Annotated in this window: 26 protein-coding genes and 3 pseudogenes; 7 read left to right on the top strand and 22 right to left on the bottom strand. The window is 34.9% G+C overall.

What is annotated here, in order from left to right; translation table 11 throughout:
- Positions 1-91: 91 nt before the first annotated feature.
- The gene (locus Y7E_RS0112975) at positions 92-652 is read left to right on the top strand and encodes a cysteine hydrolase family protein (RefSeq protein ID WP_017151687.1); all 561 of its coding nucleotides are present in this window, start codon (positions 92-94) and stop codon (positions 650-652) included.
- A 164-nt stretch (positions 653-816) separates the two neighbouring features.
- The gene (locus Y7E_RS0112970; RefSeq protein WP_017151686.1) at positions 817-993 is read left to right on the top strand and encodes a DUF1272 domain-containing protein; all 177 of its coding nucleotides are present in this window, start codon (positions 817-819) and stop codon (positions 991-993) included.
- Between the two features lie 40 nt (positions 994-1033).
- On the opposite strand, the gene Y7E_RS0112965 is transcribed toward Y7E_RS0112970, so the two are convergent.
- Genes Y7E_RS0112965 through Y7E_RS0112955 form a run of 3 tightly spaced genes read right to left on the bottom strand, consistent with a single transcriptional unit; the run spans position 1034 to position 3336 of the window.
- Positions 1034-1603 (bottom strand): DUF459 domain-containing protein, encoded by a 570-nt coding sequence (locus tag Y7E_RS0112965; protein ID WP_017151685.1) that lies wholly within the window; start codon positions 1601-1603, stop codon positions 1034-1036.
- 15 nt (positions 1604-1618) lie between these two features.
- Positions 1619-2443 (bottom strand): MBL fold metallo-hydrolase, encoded by an 825-nt coding sequence (locus tag Y7E_RS0112960; RefSeq protein WP_017151684.1) that lies wholly within the window; start codon positions 2441-2443, stop codon positions 1619-1621.
- A 44-nt stretch (positions 2444-2487) separates the two neighbouring features.
- Positions 2488-3336 carry an aminoglycoside phosphotransferase family protein gene (locus tag Y7E_RS0112955; RefSeq protein ID WP_017151683.1) on the bottom strand — a complete coding sequence of 283 codons (849 nt, stop codon included), beginning with the start codon at positions 3334-3336 and terminating at the stop codon, positions 2488-2490.
- 344 nt (positions 3337-3680) lie between these two features.
- Here Y7E_RS0112955 and Y7E_RS0112950 point away from each other — a divergent pair, with 344 nt between their 5' ends.
- Positions 3681-3890 carry a hypothetical protein gene (locus Y7E_RS0112950; RefSeq protein WP_017151682.1) on the top strand — a complete coding sequence of 70 codons (210 nt, stop codon included), beginning with the start codon at positions 3681-3683 and terminating at the stop codon, positions 3888-3890.
- A 27-nt stretch (positions 3891-3917) separates the two neighbouring features.
- Here Y7E_RS0112950 and Y7E_RS0112945 read toward each other — a convergent pair whose 3' ends face one another.
- The 5 genes and pseudogenes from Y7E_RS0112945 to Y7E_RS0112925 form a co-directional block, all read right to left on the bottom strand.
- Positions 3918-4817, bottom strand: coding sequence for a PhzF family phenazine biosynthesis protein (locus tag Y7E_RS0112945; RefSeq protein WP_017151681.1), 900 nt, complete (start codon positions 4815-4817; stop codon positions 3918-3920).
- A gap of 17 nt (positions 4818-4834) precedes the next feature.
- Positions 4835-5602 carry a GNAT family N-acetyltransferase gene (locus Y7E_RS0112940; RefSeq protein ID WP_017151680.1) on the bottom strand — a complete coding sequence of 256 codons (768 nt, stop codon included), beginning with the start codon at positions 5600-5602 and terminating at the stop codon, positions 4835-4837.
- 30 nt (positions 5603-5632) lie between these two features.
- Positions 5633-5728 (bottom strand): annotated as a pseudogene (locus tag Y7E_RS35140) (SDR family NAD(P)-dependent oxidoreductase); the annotation flags it as partial.
- A gap of 253 nt (positions 5729-5981) precedes the next feature.
- The gene (locus tag Y7E_RS0112930; protein WP_017151678.1) at positions 5982-7490 is read right to left on the bottom strand and encodes a class I adenylate-forming enzyme family protein; all 1509 of its coding nucleotides are present in this window, start codon (positions 7488-7490) and stop codon (positions 5982-5984) included.
- A gap of 137 nt (positions 7491-7627) precedes the next feature.
- Positions 7628-8158, bottom strand: a complete 531-nt coding sequence (locus Y7E_RS0112925; protein ID WP_017151677.1) for an NAD(P)H-dependent oxidoreductase — start codon at positions 8156-8158, stop codon at positions 7628-7630.
- Between the two features lie 129 nt (positions 8159-8287).
- On the opposite strand from Y7E_RS0112925, the gene Y7E_RS0112920 reads away from it, so the two are divergent.
- Positions 8288-8611: a winged helix-turn-helix transcriptional regulator gene (locus Y7E_RS0112920; protein WP_026049199.1), complete on the top strand. Its 324-nt coding sequence runs from the start codon at positions 8288-8290 to the stop codon at positions 8609-8611.
- A gap of 81 nt (positions 8612-8692) precedes the next feature.
- On the opposite strand, the gene Y7E_RS0112915 is transcribed toward Y7E_RS0112920, so the two are convergent.
- The 13 genes from Y7E_RS0112915 to Y7E_RS0112855 all read right to left on the bottom strand — a co-directional run bounded on the left by Y7E_RS0112915 (position 8693) and on the right by Y7E_RS0112855 (position 19013).
- On the bottom strand, positions 8693-9526 hold the full coding sequence (locus Y7E_RS0112915; protein WP_017151675.1) for a hypothetical protein: 834 nt from the start codon (positions 9524-9526) through the stop codon (positions 8693-8695).
- Between the two features lie 181 nt (positions 9527-9707).
- Positions 9708-10373: an HAD family hydrolase gene (locus tag Y7E_RS0112910; RefSeq protein ID WP_017151674.1), complete on the bottom strand. Its 666-nt coding sequence runs from the start codon at positions 10371-10373 to the stop codon at positions 9708-9710.
- A gap of 44 nt (positions 10374-10417) precedes the next feature.
- On the bottom strand, positions 10418-10825 hold the full coding sequence (locus tag Y7E_RS0112905; protein ID WP_017151673.1) for a DUF5360 family protein: 408 nt from the start codon (positions 10823-10825) through the stop codon (positions 10418-10420).
- Positions 10822-11184, bottom strand: a complete 363-nt coding sequence (locus Y7E_RS0112900; protein ID WP_017151672.1) for a DMT family transporter — start codon at positions 11182-11184, stop codon at positions 10822-10824. Before Y7E_RS0112900 ends, Y7E_RS0112905 begins: the two co-directional genes overlap by 4 nt.
- Before the next feature lie 14 nt (positions 11185-11198).
- On the bottom strand, positions 11199-11756 hold the full coding sequence (locus tag Y7E_RS0112895; RefSeq protein WP_017151671.1) for a TetR/AcrR family transcriptional regulator: 558 nt from the start codon (positions 11754-11756) through the stop codon (positions 11199-11201).
- Between the two features lie 197 nt (positions 11757-11953).
- Entirely contained in the window at positions 11954-12430 is a 477-nt protein-coding gene (locus tag Y7E_RS0112890) for a GyrI-like domain-containing protein (protein WP_017151670.1), read from the bottom strand.
- Between the two features lie 35 nt (positions 12431-12465).
- Entirely contained in the window at positions 12466-12747 is a 282-nt protein-coding gene (locus Y7E_RS0112885) for a MazG nucleotide pyrophosphohydrolase domain-containing protein (protein WP_017151669.1), read from the bottom strand.
- A gap of 1 nt (position 12748) precedes the next feature.
- A complete protein-coding gene (locus Y7E_RS0112880) occupies positions 12749-13765 on the bottom strand; it encodes a C45 family autoproteolytic acyltransferase/hydrolase (RefSeq protein WP_017151668.1) in 1017 nt (338 codons plus the stop codon).
- A 61-nt stretch (positions 13766-13826) separates the two neighbouring features.
- Positions 13827-14672, bottom strand: a complete 846-nt coding sequence (locus tag Y7E_RS0112875; protein WP_017151667.1) for a MerR family transcriptional regulator — start codon at positions 14670-14672, stop codon at positions 13827-13829.
- 120 nt (positions 14673-14792) lie between these two features.
- A complete protein-coding gene (locus Y7E_RS0112870; protein WP_051128655.1) occupies positions 14793-16142 on the bottom strand; it encodes an MFS transporter in 1350 nt (449 codons plus the stop codon).
- Positions 16143-16181: 39 nt separating this feature from the next.
- Positions 16182-16874, bottom strand: coding sequence for a LutC/YkgG family protein (locus Y7E_RS0112865; protein ID WP_017151665.1), 693 nt, complete (start codon positions 16872-16874; stop codon positions 16182-16184).
- 1 nt (position 16875) lies between these two features.
- On the bottom strand, positions 16876-18288 hold the full coding sequence (locus Y7E_RS0112860; protein WP_017151664.1) for a LutB/LldF family L-lactate oxidation iron-sulfur protein: 1413 nt from the start codon (positions 18286-18288) through the stop codon (positions 16876-16878).
- Complete coding sequence (locus Y7E_RS0112855; RefSeq protein WP_017151663.1) at positions 18285-19013, bottom strand: (Fe-S)-binding protein; 729 nt, start codon at positions 19011-19013, stop codon at positions 18285-18287. The genes Y7E_RS0112860 and Y7E_RS0112855 overlap by 4 nt, the downstream gene beginning before the upstream one ends.
- 194 nt (positions 19014-19207) lie before the next feature.
- On the opposite strand from Y7E_RS0112855, the gene Y7E_RS0112850 reads away from it, so the two are divergent.
- Together Y7E_RS0112850 and Y7E_RS29670 are read left to right on the top strand one after the other, a co-directional pair.
- Entirely contained in the window at positions 19208-20080 is an 873-nt protein-coding gene (locus tag Y7E_RS0112850; protein ID WP_017151662.1) for a LysR family transcriptional regulator, read from the top strand.
- Between the two features lie 21 nt (positions 20081-20101).
- Positions 20102-20393: pseudogene (locus Y7E_RS29670) on the top strand (DUF3784 domain-containing protein).
- A 40-nt stretch (positions 20394-20433) separates the two neighbouring features.
- Here the strand turns inward: Y7E_RS29670 and Y7E_RS29665 are convergent.
- Positions 20434-20670: pseudogene (locus Y7E_RS29665) on the bottom strand (VOC family protein); the annotation flags it as partial.
- Between the two features lie 115 nt (positions 20671-20785).
- On the opposite strand from Y7E_RS29665, the gene Y7E_RS0112835 reads away from it, so the two are divergent.
- Positions 20786-21766, top strand: a complete 981-nt coding sequence (locus tag Y7E_RS0112835) for a ketoacyl-ACP synthase III (RefSeq protein ID WP_017151659.1) — start codon at positions 20786-20788, stop codon at positions 21764-21766.
- The last annotated feature ends 39 nt before the right edge of the window (positions 21767-21805 follow it).

Here is a 21805-nt window from a genome sequence, read left to right as displayed (position 1 = left end):
TTATACCCTTCAAAAATACTGGAAATTCTCAACTTTTACAACATTTGATATCCTTTTTATAGAAATTTATTTTTGAAAGGAAGTATAACAAATGAAAAAATTACCTAAAAATACTGCACTTATTCTAGTTGATATTCAAAAAGGATTTGATGATTCTTACTGGGGAAAACGTAACAATATCCATGCTGAAACAAACATGGAATTTATATTACAAACATGGAGAAAAAAAAATCGTCCTGTAATCCATGTGCGGCATATCTCTAATAAAGAAAATCACCCATTAAGAAAAGAAAGCAGCGAAAGTAATTTTAAAGACTTTGCCACTCCAATTTCAAACGAACCGGTATTTCAAAAAAATGTAAATAGCGCTTTTATTGGAACCAATTTAGAATCTTATTTACGAGAACATAATTATGAAACTGTCGTCATTATCGGCTTAACAACAGACTATTGCGTATCTACTTCAGTACGCATGGCTGGTAATTTAGGTTTTTCAACTTATGTCATTTCAGATGCAACAGCTACATTTGACCGCATTGCATATGATGGAAATTACTATCCTGCAGAAGAGATCCATAAGTATGCATTAGTAAGTCTTCATGAAATGTTTGCTACTGTTTTAACAACCGATAAACTTATAGATTTAGTTTAGTTCCGACATCTTGAATTGACTAAGAATCACTTTATAATGAAAATATTGTATTTCGTTTCAAACGCTACGCTAACTCCCAAATATACTTTCATTTGAAAAAGACATATTCTCCAACCTATATTATCATTAAATTACAAACATTCATACAAGTAGGAGGAAATTATATGGCATTAGAAATGAAAACAAACTGTCAAACTTGCAGCACTTCACTTCAAACGGATTCGGAAGCTTATATTTGTACGTACGAATGTACATTTTGTGCACCGTGCACAGAAAAAACACATCATGTTTGTCCAAACTGCGGTGGTGAATTAGTACGTCGGCCGAAAAAGAAACAATAAAAGCAAAGCTACCCATAGCTTTGCTTTTTCCTTGCAATATCTATTTAAAAATCTCTTTTAATTTACTCCCAATTAACTCAGATAAATATTCATAGCCAACAGCGCTAAAGTGTAATCCGTCACGCTCTTCATTTTCTACAAATCTCTTATAATTTAACTCCCCAATCATATAAGAATGTAAATCAAGATAGTGACTCCCTGTTTGCGTCGTCACTTCTTCCACCACTTTTGCATACTGTGATAATACTTCATTTGTTCTTGCGTTCTGCCTTTCCTCATCCACTGGTGCTGGACTAATGAGCAGCACCTTTTCTGGCGAAATTCTTTTTACAATCTCAATTAAACTTTCTTTATATTCTTGCTGTGATACTTGCTTATGAAACGCTGCATCATTTGCGCCAAAAAAGACTGTTACAAATGTTGGCTCATGAGATAACACCTCTTCTTCAATTCGTTTTAAAGCATCAAACGTATTATCACCAGGAATCCCTGCATTTACAACTGTCCAATCAGGCAACAACCTTTGTAAACGCGGTGTTAATCTCGGATCGCCATTCCAAAATGTTTCATCAGCTGTAATACTATCTCCAAAACATACTAATGTATTCATTTTTGTTTCTCCTTTTTATGTATGAAATAATTTCCCTTCTAATGCAGCAATATAGCGCTGTGCCGAACGCTGAACAGCCTCATTCGCATCATTTTTTACTACTCGGTGAAAGGCATTGTATAAACGATTAAAAGGCAGTGACTTTACTCTTTTAGCCATTTCTTCAACCTTATTTGCTGGTAACGGAATTAAATTTGGATAACTGTACATGAAACTTACCCACTGCTGATCCGCTACAACTTGAATAATGTCCCCTGTTAATAAAATCCCTTGTCCTTCATTCCCTTGTGACCAGTGTAAAACAGAACCACCTTTAAAATGTCCACCTAAGCGATGCACAGTGAATTCATCAGATAATTGCAATGATTCCCCTGACCAAAAAACAATATGTTTACTTGGACGCATGACCCACTCTTTATCATCTTCATGTATATATATTGGTACATCGAATCTTTCTGCCCATTCTACTTGAGTAGAATAATAGTGTGGATGAGATAATGCAATCGCATCCAATCCTCCTAGTTCTTTTACTTTCTCAATCGTGGTTTCATCGAGATACGTAATACAATCCCACAACAAGTTATACGATTCTGTTTTTACCAAATAAGTTGTTTGACCAATCGCAAACTCTGGTTTTGTTGTAACACTATACAGCCCTGTCTCTTCTTCAATGATTTCATTTTGATATGTATGGCCCGCTTGTAAATCATCAAGTGTTGTCCAAGATTGCCCCCTTGGATTCACATATTGTCTTTCCTCATTACAAATCACACAATTCGTTGGTTCTTCTATACTCGTTGCATATTGTACGCCGCATGTTGTACAAACAAAGTTTTTCATAACATTTCTCCTATCCCCATTTATTTTCTATTAAACTTTCATCGTTAACGAATTTGATTCATCCAATAACCCCAAGCTTTTAAATAAGCTTCTAAATCCTCTGGATGATGTCTCAAACAAGCATCTAACCTGCAATATAAAACAATTGCGACTTCTTCATATAAAATGTTTCTCGCTCTATTACGAAATATACTCTTTTCTACTACCTCGTCTATCATTTCCCTAGTTAAATCTTCTGGTGTAGAACAAAATGCATAAATAAGATCATATATTGGGTCTCCCAATACTGGCAAAGGATCAATCACACCATATAATTTATGTTCTTTACATATAAAATTGTGAAATCCACAATCTCCATGTAATAAATATGGTTGATTACTATGTACCATTCTATTTGGACTATGTACCAATTCATGAACAGTATGAAAGTCTTCTTCTGTTATATAGATTTTTAAATTCTCATAGGCCTCTATCACTCTTCTTAAAAGAAAATGCTGCCACGAGTCTACCGGGTCTTCTTTCCATCCCCATTGATCCATTTTCATACCTGGTTTATATTTATTTATCACTTCCTGTACAAGTGTACAAAGAATATCTTTTTTATTCTCAGCATGATAACTTGTGGAACCAGGGATAAATGAATAGACCATATATCTATTGAGCGGGTCTACATACAAAAGCTTAGGAAATATACTTTCATCTTCATAAAAGTTGAGAAAATACACTTCTTCTTCAATAACTTTTGGTTCATTCAACTTTACAACACACTGCTCATTTCCTTCTATAAGATATAACCTACTCATAGTACCGCCAGTTAACGTCTTGTAATTTATAGGAGAATCAGCAATCACTTCATTTATAACCAATTGCTCAATCACTTTCGAAATATCCATGTCTCTTCTCCTCATTCTATAAATGAAACAACTTTATTTGTATTTGACAAATACAAGAAAAACCCTTTAAGAATCTCTATATTATAGAAAATTAATTCGTATTCTTCTGAAACCAATAATGTAGCCACTCAGATTTCAATTGATTTTTTTAACTCCACTACATTCATTTCCATTCTCCTTTTGACACTGCTTTTCCTTATACATATTTTATTTTCATGTCATGAAAACCTGCTTGAAATTAGAAGCATGAAACAATGAACCTTACTCGTATTCCCGCCAACTTTTAATTTTGCTAAATACGGGCATGCTATAAAAAATACATGTACATATAGGAGGTTCTATATATGAAGCACGATTTTTTACAAGTCGTACACGAAGCCATTGGTAATGTCGAACATATTCACATTGAAGAAACTGGAGCAGATAGTTTATTAATTCATCATGATGATGTACATCAGTTAGAACAAGTTGCTGAAACGTTAGAAAATAAAAATTTCCATTCTGTAATGAGACAAAACGGAAATGCCTCTTTTATTGAAGTTTTAAACAGATAAAAAAGTTCGGTTATATACTGAACTTTTTTAAATCCAAATTTGAAATTCTTTTACATACACAGCAGTTCCAGAAATCTCAATTTGTAGCGAATCATCTTTCTCGTCTCTTTTCACATAAACAGCGATCCGACCATCCTTATTCATTTCTTGTCCTTGTTCAATAAGAAATGTCATTTCACTATCAAAATCTTGCCTCAAAAATTCAGCATAGTAAGCCCCCATTACACCAGAAGCAGTTCCGGTCACTGGATCTTCTATCGTCCCAGAATAAGGTGATGAAAAATGACGCCCATGCATATGTGCTTTCTCATCATACGTTTCTAAACAAAGAGGATGAATGGACGCCGTTGGTATTTCTTTTAGAATAGATGGAAACTTCTCAGTATTTGGTATCATTCTTTGACAAGCATCCAACGTTTTAATTGGAACTAGTAAAGTCCAAATCCCAGTACTTCCATACACAATTGGCAGCGTTTTATCTAAATCCTTTTCATGAAGTCCAATGCTGTGAACTAAATCTTCAATGGAACCATCAAACTTTTGAAACTTTGGTGCCACTTGTCTCATCCTAACAAAGGCTTCTCCATTCTCATCTACATTTATATGTACTGGTAATACTCCTGCTTTCGTTTCTATTGTGAGATCTCTCTTCCCTTTCAATAGTCCCCTTTCATGAAGCGCATAAATCGTTCCCACTGTCGCATGTCCACAAAGATTCATTTCATGTCCTGGTGTAAAATAACGGATCCTTACATCAGCTACATTGGAAGGAAGCACAAAAGACGTTTCGTTAAATCCTACTTTTTTTGCTATAAGCTGCATTTCATCATCTGTTAATCCTTCTGCATCTATTACAAGACCAGCTGGATTTCCCATATTTGGTTTATTACTGAATGCATCATAATGGAAAACTTTCACTTTCTTCATTTTCTCATCTCCTGAATCTATTTGAAATTTTTACAATACAATTCCGTTTCTGCCCTTTTAGAACAGCCGTTTTTCCAAAAAACCTTTTGCATCTTTTCATTTGTCATATGGGTACTTCCTATATAATAGGTAGCTCCCCTTTGCTTTAACAAATGTAAAGATTGAAGATAGATATGGGTACTAATTCCGTTTCCACGTTCCTCCGGCAATAGTCCGAAATAAAATAATCGCCCCTCCTCTTTCGTGCCAGGTTCAATATGAGGAATAGATATTCCGATTGGTTGCTCCTTATCATAAAAAGCAATACATGATTTTTCCCATCCCTCACCTAATTCTGTTTGTATAGTGTAAAAATGTTCATTGATATGAAGAATGGACGATTGATTATCCGAACCTGACATACATCGCTCCCAAAGCGACTTAAATTCCGCTTCCGACAACGTCCCTTCATCTATAGAGCGAAAATCATACAGTTTTTCTAGAGTTACGATATCCGAGGCTTTGCGAAACACCTCTATTTTTGCTGCATAAAGCTGAAAATCAAATTCACGTAACACTTTTGCACTCGGAGTATAACTGTTGAATCTTTTATCTAGTAAAATGCTTGCTCTTTTTACATTCCAACTTGAACAAACCTCTACGAATCTTTTTATCTTCTCTTTATAATGTTGAGAATTATACAATACATCTTCTTCCGTTTCTTCAATTGTTATTGCAGTTGGTAAACCACTTAATACTTTTTTCGAGGGACCAAATATATTTTGAACGGTTGTAAGATCATACATTGCGTTCACCTTTCTATACAAAAATTGAAACTACCAATCTAACTCTCCTAAAGATGGATCAATGAATTTACCTGAAACTTCATGATGCGTATCTATTATCCAATTGTATATGTTGCATGCTCCTTCCCCCAACTGTTATAGTCATCTTCTTGAAAAAGACGAATAATAAGTTGTTCCGTCTCTATTTGTAACAATGACTTTCTCAATGTTTATCTCTTCCTCCATATTCAATGCTATAAATTCTATTTCCGAAGAAATATTATTTATTATTAGAATTTTCTTTATCATTTTAATCGAATTACAAAATTTAGTAAATCAATATAATCTCGGAATAAACAAAAGTCCAGTTATGCACAAAACATAACTGGACTTATTATTTTTATTTTATTAAAACACCACTTTTCAACTCTCTCTTTAATACTTTACCTAACGCATTTTTCGGTAAACTATCAACAAACATGACTTGCGGTATTTTATAGCTTGCTAATTTTTGTTTACAGTACTGAATGACCTCTTCTTCTGTTAAAAGTGTGTGAATGTCTTTGACGATATAAGCTCTTGGAATCTCTCCCCAAAATTCATCAGTGATTCCTACCACAGCAACTTCCAATACACCATTCATTTCATGGATTACTTCTTCTACTTGATCTGGGTATACATTATCGCCGCCGTGTACAATAACATCTTTATATCTTCCCATTATATATAAGAAGCCATCTTCATCTATCATGCCGGCATCTCCCATATAAAACCAGCTATCTTTTAAGACTTTTTTTGTCGCCTTTTCATTATTCCAATAGCCTTTAAACATATATGGACTTCTTACAAGAATTTCTCCAACTTCCTTTTTAGGTAATTCGTCACCTGTGTCGGGGTGAATAATTTTTATTTCCACATTCTTAATCGGCTTTCCTACAGAAGACATTTTTTCTTTCCCCATGTCTGGTCGCCACGAGCTAACAACCCATCCTTCTGTACTTCCGTAACCTTGAACCATAAATATTCCTTTTTCTGCATAGCGCTGTATAATACTTTCAGATACTTTTGTTCCACCACTCTGTGCTACTTTGAAAGAAGAAATATTACGTTCTTTTTTATTTAACTCATCCAACATATAACTATATACAGCCGGAAATGCAAGCATCGTTGTAATGTTCTCTTTCTCAATTGTATCCCAAATAAGAGCAGGATCAGAATCATAAAGGAAAATCATCGTAATCCCATGATAAATACAATTCAATATAGAAAGAACACCGCTCATATGGAAAAGCGGATGTACAGAAAGAAAACGTTGTCCCGCTGGAATTTTCTGTTGCCCTGCAATTTCAGTAAAATAGTTATGTAAATTTTTATGACCAATTACACATGCTTTCGCATTTCCTGTTGTTCCAGAAGTGAATAAGAAGATGGCATCATCATCTTCATGAACAGTTACAACTGGTTCATTTTTAGACTGCTCTTGTAGCAATCGTTCAAATGACGATGCCACATCCATCTCGCGTCCAGTCTCTATTGTCATTAGAATCTCTTTTACTGCATCAATTTTAGATAATACTGCTTTAAACTCAGTATCATAGAATAACATTTTTAATTTTGCTTCTTGTATAATCGTTTCTAATTCATAAGAAGTAAGCTGATGGTTAAATGGGATAAGTATTGCACCAATTTTTAAGCTTGCCATCATAATTGTCGGGAATGGATGATTATTCTTACACATAATCCCTATACGATCTCCCTTTTGAATACCTAGTCCTAATAAGAAATGTGCCAATTGATTTACTCGCTCATTATACTCTTTAAACGAATATCTTTTCCCACCTCCAACAAGTGCCTCTCTATTGGCTGAATATTTTGCTCTTTTTTGTAAAAGTTGTTGCATCGTGCTCAAAAAAAACGCCCCTTTTCATTTTTTAGATTTTTATTTTACTACATTAACTATTAATTTGCTAAAGATTAAACTTAATAAAATTTATTTTTCAAATAAAAATACCCCGATACCTATAAAAGGATCGGGATATTTTTAAATCAAATATAGAGATTACTTTTATTCATAATATATTTTACATACTCGGCTGCACTTCTTTCGATCTCTTCATCCTTTAGTTCGTACTCAGCTCCATACAACGTAAATGTTGGTATGAATTTCATCCCCGTATATAGACAAGTCGCTTGGAATGGTTTTGTTAGTTCTTTCATTGTAACCCCATCCTTGTACTGAGTTTCTAATCCACCTATAGAAATGGCCAAACCAAATTCTTTATTACGTACTTTATCTCCTGTAGAACCATACGCGAAACCGTATGTGAGTACATCATCAAACCACTTTTTTAATAATGGTGGTGAACTATACCAATAGAATGGAAACTGAAATATGTAGCGATCGTGTTCTAATAATAGCCTTTGTTCATGCTCAACATCGAATTCCCAATTAGGAGCTGCTTTATACAATTCATGTACTGTTATTTCATTCGAATATTTCTCTAATTCTTCTTTCCATCTTTTATTAATCCGTGACTCTTCAATATTAGGATGTGCTACAATTACAAGTGTTTTCATCAATTATTTTCCCCCTTATAAAAAATGAAATCCTTTAGTATTAGTATGTATTAGTTACATATAATTGAAAAGTACGTACTTTCAGGTACTATAGGAACCTCAAAGTACCTATGGAGGTGTCATATGAAGATGAATCAGAATCATAACGTCCCTATCGCTACTACCCTTGAAGTCATCGGGGGAAAATGGAAGAGTAGTATTTTATGCATTCTCATGAACGGAAAGCAGCGGACACACGAACTGAAACGTGCCATCCCAGATATTACACAAAAAGTTCTGACGCAACAATTGCGCCAACTTGAAGCTGATGGGATTATCCATCGTACTGTATATCAAGAAGTTCCACCAAGGGTTGAATACACAATAAGTGAATATGGAAAATCTTTAATTCAAATTATGAATGAACTGTGCGAATGGGGAAAAGATCATCAAGTCAAAAAATTAACAAAGTAGAAAAAGTGAAAGAACCCTTAATAAAGGGTTCTTTCCTCATAAGTATTACTTCTCCTCATTTTCTTTTTTAGACATATATCCTTATTTACTTGGAAGCTTTGATAGACGCTCCTCATAGTTTTTAGATAATAAAATATTTAAAACACCTATCATATTATTCGTCTCTTGCCGCGCTTTTTCATACGCTTCTGAAAAGGCCACTTTATTTTCTTCTGGTTTTTCAATGTTTGCCAACTCACGCCAACTTTTCTTCATGATTTCATACTTTTCATATAATCCTGAATCTGTTTCCGATTGTGCTGCAGGAGCCATATAATCAAATTCTCCCCCTTTCCGAAGATATGCAAGCGCGCCTGTAATCTCATCATTTGAAAAATCCCCTTGTCTTGCGGGTGCTTCTAATACACGAAGCGCCCGAATAGATACGTATACTGCCTTTACAAGTGCTCTTTCTAAATTTGATATTTCATCCCATGATTTATATTGAAACGAGGGATCCTGTCCTACAGTCATAAATGCAAATCCATCCTTAATCAAATCACTTGGCGCATTTTCCAGTGGTTCTCCCGTACGAGCATTTACAATTAAATCACCATAATTAGATATATCAGTTGTTCGTCCATCTTCACTCGTAACACGGCGAATCGGATGATCTGTGTAAAGTATGTATCCACGTTTATCAATATATTGTTTCAATTCTTCTACTGTTGTTTGAATACCAATTTGTCCCTCTTCCTTCTTTTGTCCATCTTGTTTTTTCTCTGTAGAAGCTTTATCTTTTTCATTAAGCGCTTTATTTTTTTTCTGAGATTCTGTTTTCTCCTCTGCTGGTTTTGCTGCCTCTTTTTCAGTACAAGCAGACAATATCAATAACACAGCAATCGTTATTATATTTAATAACCTTTTACACTTCATGTAATCCCTCCCCATTTTCATTATACATCTAAAAAACAAATTCTAAATGACAAAATTTTCTTACTACCTCTACCTTTCTCGGCTTACAGTTATTGACTCAATCATTTCAATAGCTGCAAATATATCTAATGTAAACATAAATAAAAAAAAGAATTTGGCATATAACCAAATTCTTCTCCTTTTACTCTCCAAAAATAAATTGTTTGAAATTCTCTACACTCTCAAAATAATACTCAGATTCCTCTTCCATCTGCTTTCTAATTTTCGGAATATGATGCGACCAACCAGCTGCTGCAAATGTAACGTTACAGCTCTTCGCCATTTCCAGTGCAGGTTTTAAATCATCTAACACAATGACTTCATCTTCATGTAGATGAAACATAGACAAAATCTTTTTCACTGGATACGGATGTGGCTTTCTCTGATTTTCTTCTAACTCCCATCCAAACACTGCATCTGGAACAAACCCACAGTGTTTTTCATAGTCTCTTTTAATACGACTACTTTCAGAATGAGAAACAACAGTTACAATACCACCTTGTTTTTTAAACTCCTGTACCAATTCAGGAAATCCTTCATAAAAGTCTGGAATTTTCGATTCCGTGTATTTTTTCCAAACCTTTTGTTGGTGCTCTTGTTCTTCTGGCGTGAAACCAATAATATCTTTACACAAACTCAAAAAACCAGGATGAAAACAATTTGAAACAAACTCTTCTAATGATAATGGCTTTTCATCTGGTCTTAAATCCTGTAAAGCTTCTATAAAAGATGGATAGTGTATATCCGGTGTACTTTTCACTGCTGTATCATCATGATCTAATATCAAACATTTATATTTCAAATTCATCTTCTTCCTCCATTACAATCCTACCTATTGAATTCCTTTCGCTATTATCTCATGTTAGCCCCATACCATCCACATTCTCTCCAAATACCTTTTAAGAAAAAACATGGATAAAGTAATAAATATAAATTAGGAAGCCACCAAGAAATATCGAAATCTAAACGGATTGTCCAAAATGCTAGAGCTTGTAATCCTGAACAAAAAGTTAAAATTAATGATAAGAACGCAAAATGGCTCCAAGTATGCTTTTGTTTAGCATACAAATACAAACTTAAAAATCCCGTAAATGAGATGAATAAATCCAATGGTAGAAAAGACCAGTTCCATGCTACTAAAATAGGATTTTGATAATCTTTAAACAAATATTCTTGTGGAATCATATGAAAAATTGTTATGAACCAATATATAATAAATCCAATATCAGTAATAAGGAAAAAATATTTTAAACGATTCAATGTATACGTTCCTCCACTACTTCTTTTTTCTTCTCTTCATGCGCCGTACTACTAAAATTTAAGATCACGACTCCAATTAAAATAAAAAACATCGCTAGTATCTTAATCACATTGATACTTTCTCCAAAATAAAAGAAACCAATGATTGTAATCGTTACAATTCCCATACCTGACCAAACCGCATATGCAACGGATACCTCCAGTCCCTTTAATGCAAATGACAGAAATGAAAAGCTTACTACATAAAATACAAAAATAAGAATACTTGGGACAAGTTTCGTTAATCCATCAGATAGTTTCATCGCAGTTGTACCCGCTACTTCAAATAAAATTGCTAAGCATAAATAAATCCACTGCATTATTTTCCCACCTTCTATTTTGAATTAGAAATTCCGTACAGCAACATGTCCATAATAGATTCAAGCATACTCCCCAATGTATAATTACTCTTTTCAATAAACATAGGATCATATATGCGATTCAGTGCTCCTAAATATAATTCAATAAAAAACGGAATCTGAATCTGTCTAATACTCCCTTCTCTCATTCCCTCTTCTATTAACCGAATTACAGTAGACCAGCCTTCACGTAAAAACTGATCTAATTTCAGCCATTGATTATAATGATATTTTTTTAGTTCTACTAATAAACGTGCATCCATGAATTTAAATTGTTGTGGAATACAAATTAAGATGCGTCTTATTTTTTCAACTGTTTGTAACGTTTCATCATCAGCGATATCTTTTTCCTTTTCTTGAATACTTTCTATTACATTACGAATAACTTCATCTACGATTTCATCCTTCGAAGAGAAGTGCTCATAGATTGTCCTCTTACTTACAGCTAGTTGTTTTGCTAAGTCACTAATTGTAAATGTAAACCCCTTCGTTTGAATTTGATGAGTTGTTTCTGTTAAGATTCTTTGTTTCATAACCCTCCTCCTAAACCCATGGTACTTGTTTAGTATTTTTAGTACCAATATCATTTTACAATATTCAACACATACATCGCAACTAGTATGGAGAATTTTATGTATCTCATCTGCGATTACAATTATTTTTCAACTTACAAAAATGCTCAAAACTTGGTGTTCTGAGCATTTTTGTGTACATTATTTTTCAATCTATATCATTCAATCGTATCTAATAACTCTACAGCCACATTCTTTGAGTCATTCCAACTATAAAATATTTCTAAGTGCCATTTATCTTTTAGCCTTCTATACTTATATTCTTCAATCCACTTATGTAAGTTAGTATAAGCATACATAATCTTTTCATTAGATCCTTGATATCTTAAAATTGCGTATCTTTGTGACGGAATTGTTAAAGATACCATCCCAGCAGGAATATCTTCGTACTTTTTCACTTCTATACAAACCCAATATCCATCTTCTTCGGCTGAATGATTCTCTACAACAAATGCTCCATATTGTAACGACGGATTCATTACATGTTTAATTTCATTCATACGTTTACTTAAACGCATCGATGCTTTCGGTATTTCATGTATATATTCCTCTCCAGAACAGAGAACTCGAAATCCCACCAATTTCATTTCATCAAACCGCTTAATAAGCACATTTTGCAATATTGGTCCTGTCATCTATTCACACCCCTCCATACTTTTTATAGGTAGCTTTACCACTCTCTATCTCGATTGATTTCCATCTTTTCCTGAAACGATTTCTCTAAATCAATTTCTAATTTATTCGCTAGGTCACATACATTCCAAATCACATCGAACATTTCTAACCCTATTTCTCTTTTTGCATTCTTATCTTCATTTCGTTTTAATACCGCTTCTGTTAGTTCCCCTAGTTCAGCCATTAAATACATTGTACGCTTCTCAATCGTCGTATCATCAAACCCTTTTTCTTTACTAAAATTTGATACATATTGCTGAAATTCAGAAAGCTTCACTTTATATTCCCCTTCTCTTTTTATAAATTTCTTCTACCAATCTACTATCTTTTTTATATTTACAACGATTCGGCTGTCCTTCTGCACGATGTATTCTCAAATTATTTAATTCATACACGACTGAATATAATGTCCCAAAATTATATTTTTTCAGATTTAAACAGACATACTCTTTACTATTCGATAAGATGCCCTGTGCACTTTCTCGATTTAACTGTGGAGTCTTTCTTAACCGCTCTTCTATATATGTATATCTATTTTGAGATTTACTCCAATCATTATCAACATTTTGTTGTAAGGCAATCATGTCTTTACTTACAAAATGATTTGTACAAATAATAAAATCTTCATTCTCTCTCGGTCTCCGTACAAACATGTTATGTGGTGCTTTTTCTACTACTGCCATATTCCCTGCCCCGTCAGCTAATAAGTAGTTATTACAGATTGAAGACGGAAATCTCCTTAAAATATGTATCGCCTCTTCTACCGTACTTGCATTTTCTAATATTTTACGAACTGCCACATAAAAATTTAATCCCACTTCTTTATATTCACTTTGTACAAGCGTAATTGCCACTGCCAACCCTTTTCCATTCATCCCATCTACTTTCCCTAAAAATACATCAGAATGCCCAACGTACGAATATTTATGGTTAGGACAAACGAGGGAACTCTCGGTATATTTTTTTAGGTCTAAAATCAAATCATAGTTTCTTCCCATAATCACTTCTGAACCGTTATAAAATGCAAATATACTACATTGCGCCTCCGGTTCGAATACACCTATACTCAATATAAAAGAACTTATCTCTTCATACGTTACATGACACCCTTCAGCAAACCCTTTCATTTCTTCTATTAATTTTGGATAGAAATCATTTAATAGCACATGACTTTGTTTCCCAAAAGCTAATTTTTCTTTTGAAACCTTTGGAAACCGAAATCCATTTTTATATAAAATACTTGCATAATGTTTTCCCATCTCATAATGTGTTCCGCGTAGCCTTGGATGATACATATAATCCTCTCCTTTTCTCTTACTAAGGCTAGGATATATCCTCCTGTAACAGGAGGGTCAATTAAGAATAGACTGGAAAACACACTTTCGTTATAAATTGTAACGGATTATGTTTGAAATCAGGCCGAATGTTTCTATAATCGATTTGTTCAGTAAACACTCCCTGTTCATACACTTCAAAAGGTGAATTCCTTACTACATACCCTTTTTCCTCAATGAAATTCATTATTTTTTCATATGCAGTTCCTAATTCCGAATAGGGTCCTTTTACAATCACGCAAATATGTTTTCCCCCTTCTAAACACCGAACATTTGAAAGTGCACGATCGTACTCTTTTATAAGTATACAAACTTCTAAATCTATTGGTATATTCCCTTTATTAAATTGATGAAAAACACTCATCATTTTCCCATCTACTTCTAGCCCATATGCAAATAACCTTTCAAACAATTTTTTTACAACAAAATCGATTTCTCTTGTACATATCTTTTCTCGAATACCATAAACCCATTGCCTTTCTCGTAATTCTTCAAAACATTCTGTTACATTCGAAACAGTTACAAACGGCTCACTTTTGTTCAAATCATCAATAGATTGATTAATCCCTTCCAAAGTTTGCTGTATTTTAATCATTTTCTTCTCTAATTGTAGAGCCTTTTCTTGCAAATGATTCACTAATTCGGCATCATCATGGCCTTCTATAACTTCCTTTATTTCTTGTAATGAAAAACCGAAACTCTTTAATTTTTTTACATATTGCAAAGTTTTTATTTGCTCATAATCATAATATCGATACCCTGTTACAGAATCAGTATGCAAAGGTTTTACAAGGTGAATTGCATCATAATGATGTAGCGTTTTAATTGATACACCACATATTGTTGAAAACTGTCCAACTGTATACATACATTATCCCCAACCTTTTTTCAATTTTTTCCACCCCATTATATTTTACTATAAAAATCATTCATTTTAGGCAAATGAAAAAACGAGTTTACATACAACTCGTTTTCCACAAAAATGATTTTAAATGTTCGTACGAGGCTCCTCCAGCCTCTCCTTACTCCTCCAGTTAAACAAACTTTCAGGCCTAGTTTGCTGCCCTGGTTTCACAAATAACATCGCTCCCATTGCAATAGCGGCCAAAATTGCAGCTACGATAAACATCGAAGGATATCCATAACTTACAACTAAGTATCCAGTTAAGGTAGGAGCTAAAATTGTCGCAATATTAGCGATGAAATGCATAATCCCACTATAGGTCCCTGATTGAGCAGGTGCCGTATCAACAATAATTGCCCAAAATAATGAACTTGGTAAGAAAGCAAATGCATTCCCAAGTGACATGAGTGCTAGTACAGCTACATAATTATCCATCGCTGGAATTAAACTAAAACAAATCGTTGTAAGTAATAAAGCAACAATCGGCAACCCTGTTCGAGCTAAACGAAGGTTTCCTGTTTTATGTAAAATACGATCGGATAGCTTTGCTCCTAGAGGCAATGTAATACAAGCTCCAAGCCAAGGAATCATACCAAGATACCAAAGAGAAGATAATTCAAAATGAAATACATCTTGTAAATATTTTGGCGTCCAAGTTAATATTAAGAAATTTATATACTGGAAACAAAAATATGCCAGTGTAACCAAAACGAACGTTGGCACTTTAAAAAATGAATACCATGGCTCTTTTTTTATTCCTTTCTCTACTTTTACTGATTGAAGCACACCTTCAGAACTTCGTATTTCAGCTAGTTCTTCTTTCGTCACTCGCGGGTGATCTTCAGGCATACTGGTAAAAGTAAAATACCATATAACCGCCCATATAACACCTATTGCACCAAGGATAAAGAACATCATCTTCCAGCTTGTAAAAGACAGTAACATAACCGCTACAGGTGCAGTTAATACTGCGCCTAACGGAACACCAACAAAACCAAGGGATGTTAGAAAAGCTCTTTCTTTTGGTGCTGCCCAGTTTGCTGCTGTCTTATTCGAAACGGCGAAAGATGGCCCTTCTGTTAATCCAAATAAAACTCGGAAAAGAGCAAATCCAGCTAAAGCAGAACCGCCAAAAATAGCAATTCCTATTTCACCTGCAAAGGCTGTAGCAATTTCAAAAACAGACCAGGTGGTAGCTGCGACGATCCATACAAATTTCGGCCCTTTTTTATCTGAGAAAATGCCTCCAAGTAAAGAACCAATCATGTAACCGTAACCAAAATATCCTAATATAGCTCCCCATTCTTTCGGATCAAATCCGTATTCTTTTATGATGAAAGACTGCGCATATGCGATGGCTCCGCGATCAATATAATTAACCATCGTGATCAATGTGAGCATTGCAAAAATATAATAGCGAAATTTGTTCTTCATCAAAATCCACTCCCTCCCTCGTATACTATTGTTTTCTCTCTAATCCTTTAATAGAATGACATGAACCTTTCCAGGACCATGAACTCCAAAAGCTAACTCCATTTCAATATCACCTGTACGGCTTGGACCAGTAATAAAATTAATACAGGCAGGTAGTCCATTTGAAACCTGTTCGTGAACTGCGGCTACCCCTTCTGTTAAACGTCTATAAATTGTATTTTCTGAGAGGATTGCTACATAAACAGGTGGCAACACACTAACTAAACGTCCACGTCCGCCACCATTCCATAAAACAACAGTTCCGGTCTCAGCTAGTCCCATTTCGGCATATGTAATTCCCATATCCACTCTTGCGGCGTAATCCCGCAGGTCTCTTTCATCTTCTTTACTCTGCCAAACTCGATGAGAAACTAAATTCCCTGTTAAATATTTTCCTATTTGAAGCTGATGTAATCTCTCATCATCCCAATACACCGCCGATTGAATATCAAATTTTTGCACAACGTACTGAAGTGCATTCTCTATTTCTGAGCGGTATATATGACTTACTTCTGTATTTAATGCATTCAAATTAGAAATAAACTGCTCTACTAAACATTCGTGATCTATCTCTTTAGGAAAGTGTCTTAATGGATTGTTATTCCACTTGGGAGGAGTTACCCCGGAGCGACGGTTCCGGCCTAGTTTACGCGCAATATTGTTAAGAAAAGATTCTTGTACATTCGTTTTCATTTTATGAATCCCTCTTTTCTTTTTTCCACCAATCACGGAATGATTGCTTCGCAGGTTTTGGAAAGTCTCTGCCTTCTGTCCAACCTTTTAATGGACCAGGTCCATTCGTAATATAACCATCTTTTGCAAATATCGATAAACTTGTATGTGCCATTTTAATAGCTTTATCATAAACGAACGGATGGCTCGCCATAAACGCAAAACCTTTAAAGGCTAGTTGCTCGGCCTTCGTTATAAATCCTTGTTCCACCTCATCTTTACGATGCTCAATGAGAAGATCATGTAATGGTATTTTTACCGGGCAAACATCTGTACATGCTCCGCACAGACTTGATGCAAAAGGCAATTCTTTTAATTCCTCGTAACCCTCTAATAAAGGAGCTAGTACCGCACCAATCGGCCCACTATAAACACTTCCATACGCATGTCCTCCAATATTGCGATATACAGGGCAAACATTTACACATGCTCCGCACCTTATACACTTCAACACTTCTTGGTAAGCGGTTCCTAAAATATCGGATCGCCCGTTGTCTAGAATGATTAAATGAAATTCTTCAGGTCCATCGATGTCTTCTGATAAACGTGGTCCATTAATTCCAGTTACATAAGATGTAATCTTTTGGCCTGTAGCACTTCTTGTTAACATTGAAACGACAACATCAAGATCTTTCCATGTCGGAACAAGACGCTCCATTCCCATAATAGCGATATGAACTTTTGGCAATGTAGTGGTAAGACGCGCATTTCCTTCATTACTTATTAGAACGACAGATCCAGATTCTGCCACAGCAAAGTTGCAACCTGAAATCCCAATATCAGCTTCTAAAAATTCTTTACGCAATTGCTCTCTAGCAAATTGTAGTAATTGATTTGTATCAACTGGTATCTTCCGTCCAGCCTCCTTAGAAAACAGCTCTGCTACTTGTTTCTTCGTCTTATGGATGGCTGGAGCAATTAAATGTGATGGAGCTTCTCCAGCTAATTGAATGATATATTCTCCAAGATCGGACTCTACCACTTTTAACCCCATCTCTTCTAAGTTTTTATTGAGATGTATTTCTTCTGAAACCATAGATTTTGATTTAATTACTGATTTTGCTCCTTTTTTTCTTGCGATTTCAGAAACATACGATACGGCATCTTCTGCTTTGAAAGCAAAATGGACATGCCCCCCATTTTTCCGAACATTTGTAGCTAATTGTTCCAAATAGCTATCTAAATTTTCAATTGTATGCATCCGAATTTCAGATGCTGCCTCACGCCATTCCTCTATATTTCCTAATTCATGTGTCGCTTGTTCCCGTCCCATCCGAAGCCTATCTTGTGTAAATGGAACCGCACTTCTCATTTGTTGATCGTGCAACGCTTTATCTACTCTTCCCAAAAATTCTAGTTTTTGCACTACGCTCATTTGTTCAGCCCCTTCGCCAGTACTTCTGCTACATGCAAAACTTGAATATCTTTGTTTTTTCTACGCAGCCGCCCGCCAATATTCATGAGACATCCCATGTCCGCACCAATTAGGAGATTGGCTTCTGCCACCTCAATATGTTTTATTTTTTCATCAACCATCGTTTCAGAAATCGGGCTCATTTTTACTGCAAAAGTACCACCAAACCCACAGCAATCTTGGCAATATGGTAATTCCTTCACATCTAGACCTTCTACTTGTGATAGTAACTTAAGTGGTTCATCTTTTATACCAAGTCCACGACTCATATGACAAGATTGATGAAAAACAGCTGTTTCAAATAACTTAGATTCTAAATCAAATTTTCCCAGTACATTCATTAAGAAATCCGTTAACTCATACGTTCTTTTAGCTAAATGAATCGCTTTTTCATGCCATTCACTATCATCCTTAAACATCTCTTTATAATAATGATGAATCATGCTAGCACAAGACCCTGAAGGAGTCACAATATATTCGCTATGTTCAAATGCTTTTATCATTTGCTTTGCTGCTAGCTTTGCTTCTTTTTGATATCCACTATTGTAAGCTGGTTGCCCGCAACAAGTCTGTCCTTCAGGAAAATCTAGTTCCACTCCACATTGTTCCATAATTTCCGCAACACTCCTACCTACTTGAGGAAAAAACACATCTGATAAACAAGTAATAAATAACGAAACTTTCATAAAAGATTTCCTCCTCGGAACGATACTATATACTTTCAAGTTATTACTCTATTGAAAGTAGTCTTTCATATTTTAAATTTTTAGAATTTTCTATATTTAAAATCTTTTATTTATGATATCATGTGAAATATTATATAAAAACTATTTATAAGGTTGTTTTTGTATACAAAAAAGGTATAGAAAGAGGATTGGAAATGGATATAAGACAACTTCGTTACTTTATTGTCATCGCTGAAGAAAGGCAGCTTACCCGTGCTGCTCACCGACTTCATATGGCGCAGCCTCCCTTAAGTAGACAACTGGCATTATTAGAGCAAGAATTATCGGTAAGCTTATTTGAACGAAACGGTCGAAATATGCATTTGACTGAAGAAGGTAAAATGTTATATACGAAAGCAAAAAATATTATTCATCAATTAGAAGAAACAATTACGGAAATTAAAGATACTGGTGAGGGATTGAGGGGGAATCTATCTATTGGAACATTCCACTCTTGCATTCCTTTTCTCTCTGAAAAAATCCGCTATTTTCAAGAAAACTACCCTAATGTTCACTTAAAAATATGGGAAGGAGGTCCTTCATACTTAACAGAGCAGTTAGAGAATCGGAATATTGAACTCGCTGTCTTGCGTACACCATTTAATAAAGATGTTTTTTTAAGTATTTGTTTATCAAAGGAGCCATTCGTATTAGTCATGCCTGCTAAATGGGAACTACATCATTCACAACTTCCAATCTCCATAACCGAACTAAATCATATCCCTCTCCTACTTTTACATAAAGACAAAGCAGACAGCTATCATCAACTTGTCATTGATGAATGTCAGCGCCTTGGTATAAAATTAAATATAGCATGTGAATGTCCTGACTCAGCATTTATTCTTATGCTTATCATGGCTGGCATCGGGGCCTCTATTCTACCTAAAAGTGCTGTATCTTATATCCCGCAAGAATTTATAAAAATAGTAGATTTAATTGATTTCCCTTTTCAATCCGAATCATCGATTATATGGCTGAAAGATCGTCAGCTTTCTAAAAGTGCTAGGCGATTTATAGACTGCACATGATATTATTTCGGAGGTGTAACTATGGTCCTCTTTGCTTCTCTATCTTTATGTATCATCGCTATTATCTCTTTCGTATTATCTTACTTTATAGGCGTAAAGCAATAATACTTGGCTCTTATCTGGATTTAATGAACGACGTGTGAGAGATAAACAAAAATTAGCAAAAATAGTTGGTCTTTATAACTTAGCAGCTGGTGTCGTTGCAACGATTGGTAGCGTCTTCACTACACCGAATACACAAATTATTGTTCCTATGATTATCATTGGACATGTTATATTAGCTGCTTACGTGAATACGAGAATGGTTCACTAATACTTCTAAAAAGAAAAAAGATAAGCAAATTTTTATATGCTTATCTTTTTTCTTTTTCCCATTCACTTAAGTATGATGCATATTCAAGCTCATCAGGCTCATCTTGTAGCATCGATATAAACTCCAATTTATTCCCATCACAATCAAGAAAATATACACTAGCAGCAGGCATCCAGCGCTGAATAATCGGCTCTTGATTTCCTTTTCCTTGACTTCCAACTACTTCAATTCCACGTTCTTCTAACCAGTGCTTAGACTGTTTTAAAAAATCCAATTCTATATTCAGATCATACAATTAACAAATTAATTTTGCGAATGATTGAATTAATAAGAAATTTTATTTATAATTAGAACCAGGTATTATAACTTAGTTGTAAATAGGAGGTATTTGTATGAATTCAAGAGCGCGAATTACAGCTGTCGGGACTTATGTACCTGAAAAAGTACTGTCAAATGAAGATTTATCGAACCTTGTGGAAACAACAGATGAATGGATTGTGCAACGTACCGGTATGCATGAACGAAGAATTACTTCCCCTGATGAATTCTCTACAACATTATGTATCCGAGCTGTTCAAAATTTAATTGATCGATTCCACGTTACCGTTGATGACGTTGATTTAATTATTGTCGCAACTGCTACACCTGATTACATGTTTCCAAATACTGCAAGTCAAGTTCAGGCTCATTTTGAAATACCTCATACGGGAGCAATCGATCTTAGTGCAGCTTGCGCTGGATTTGTGTATGGGCTAATTGTTGCCAACGGCCTCATTACTTCCGGGACAAACAAAAAGATCCTCGTTATTGGTGCTGAAACTCTTTCAAAAATTACAGATTATAGCGACCGTACTACTTGCATACTTTTCGGAGATGGTGCTGGTGCAGCCCTTGTAGAATATGATGAAAACAACCCTAGTTTTTTAGGAACTCATATGGGGTCTAAAGGTTCTGGTGGAGTCAACTTATACCAAACTGCCTTATCAAAAACAATGAATGGAGAGGCGTTACAAGATACACCCTACCTCGTTCAAAATGGAAGAGCCGTTTACAAATGGGCTGTAAATACAGTTCCACAAGGCGTACAAGAATTACTTCAAAAAAATCATTTAGATACATCAGATGTTGATTGGTTCATTCCACATAGCGTGAATTTAAGAATGATTGAATCTATTTGTGAACGAACTGGTATTTCTCTTGATCGCACACTCATGAGTCTCCAATATTGTGGAAACACTTCTGCTGCTTCTATTCCGTTGGCGCTCGATATTGGATTAAAAGATGGAAAAATCAATAATGGAGATACTTTACTTATGTACGGATTCGGTGGAGGTCTTGTTCATGCGGGGATAATTTTAAAATGGAGCCTGTAAAACATTTCAAGTAAAAGGAACTGATGATTACGGTCATCA

The sequence above is a fragment of the Bacillus bingmayongensis genome, assembly GCF_000299035.1.
Lineage (GTDB): Bacteria > Bacillota > Bacilli > Bacillales > Bacillaceae_G > Bacillus_A > Bacillus_A bingmayongensis.
The sequence above is the reverse complement of the archived record's forward strand: the minus strand, read 5'-3'. Positions and strand labels throughout refer to the sequence as shown.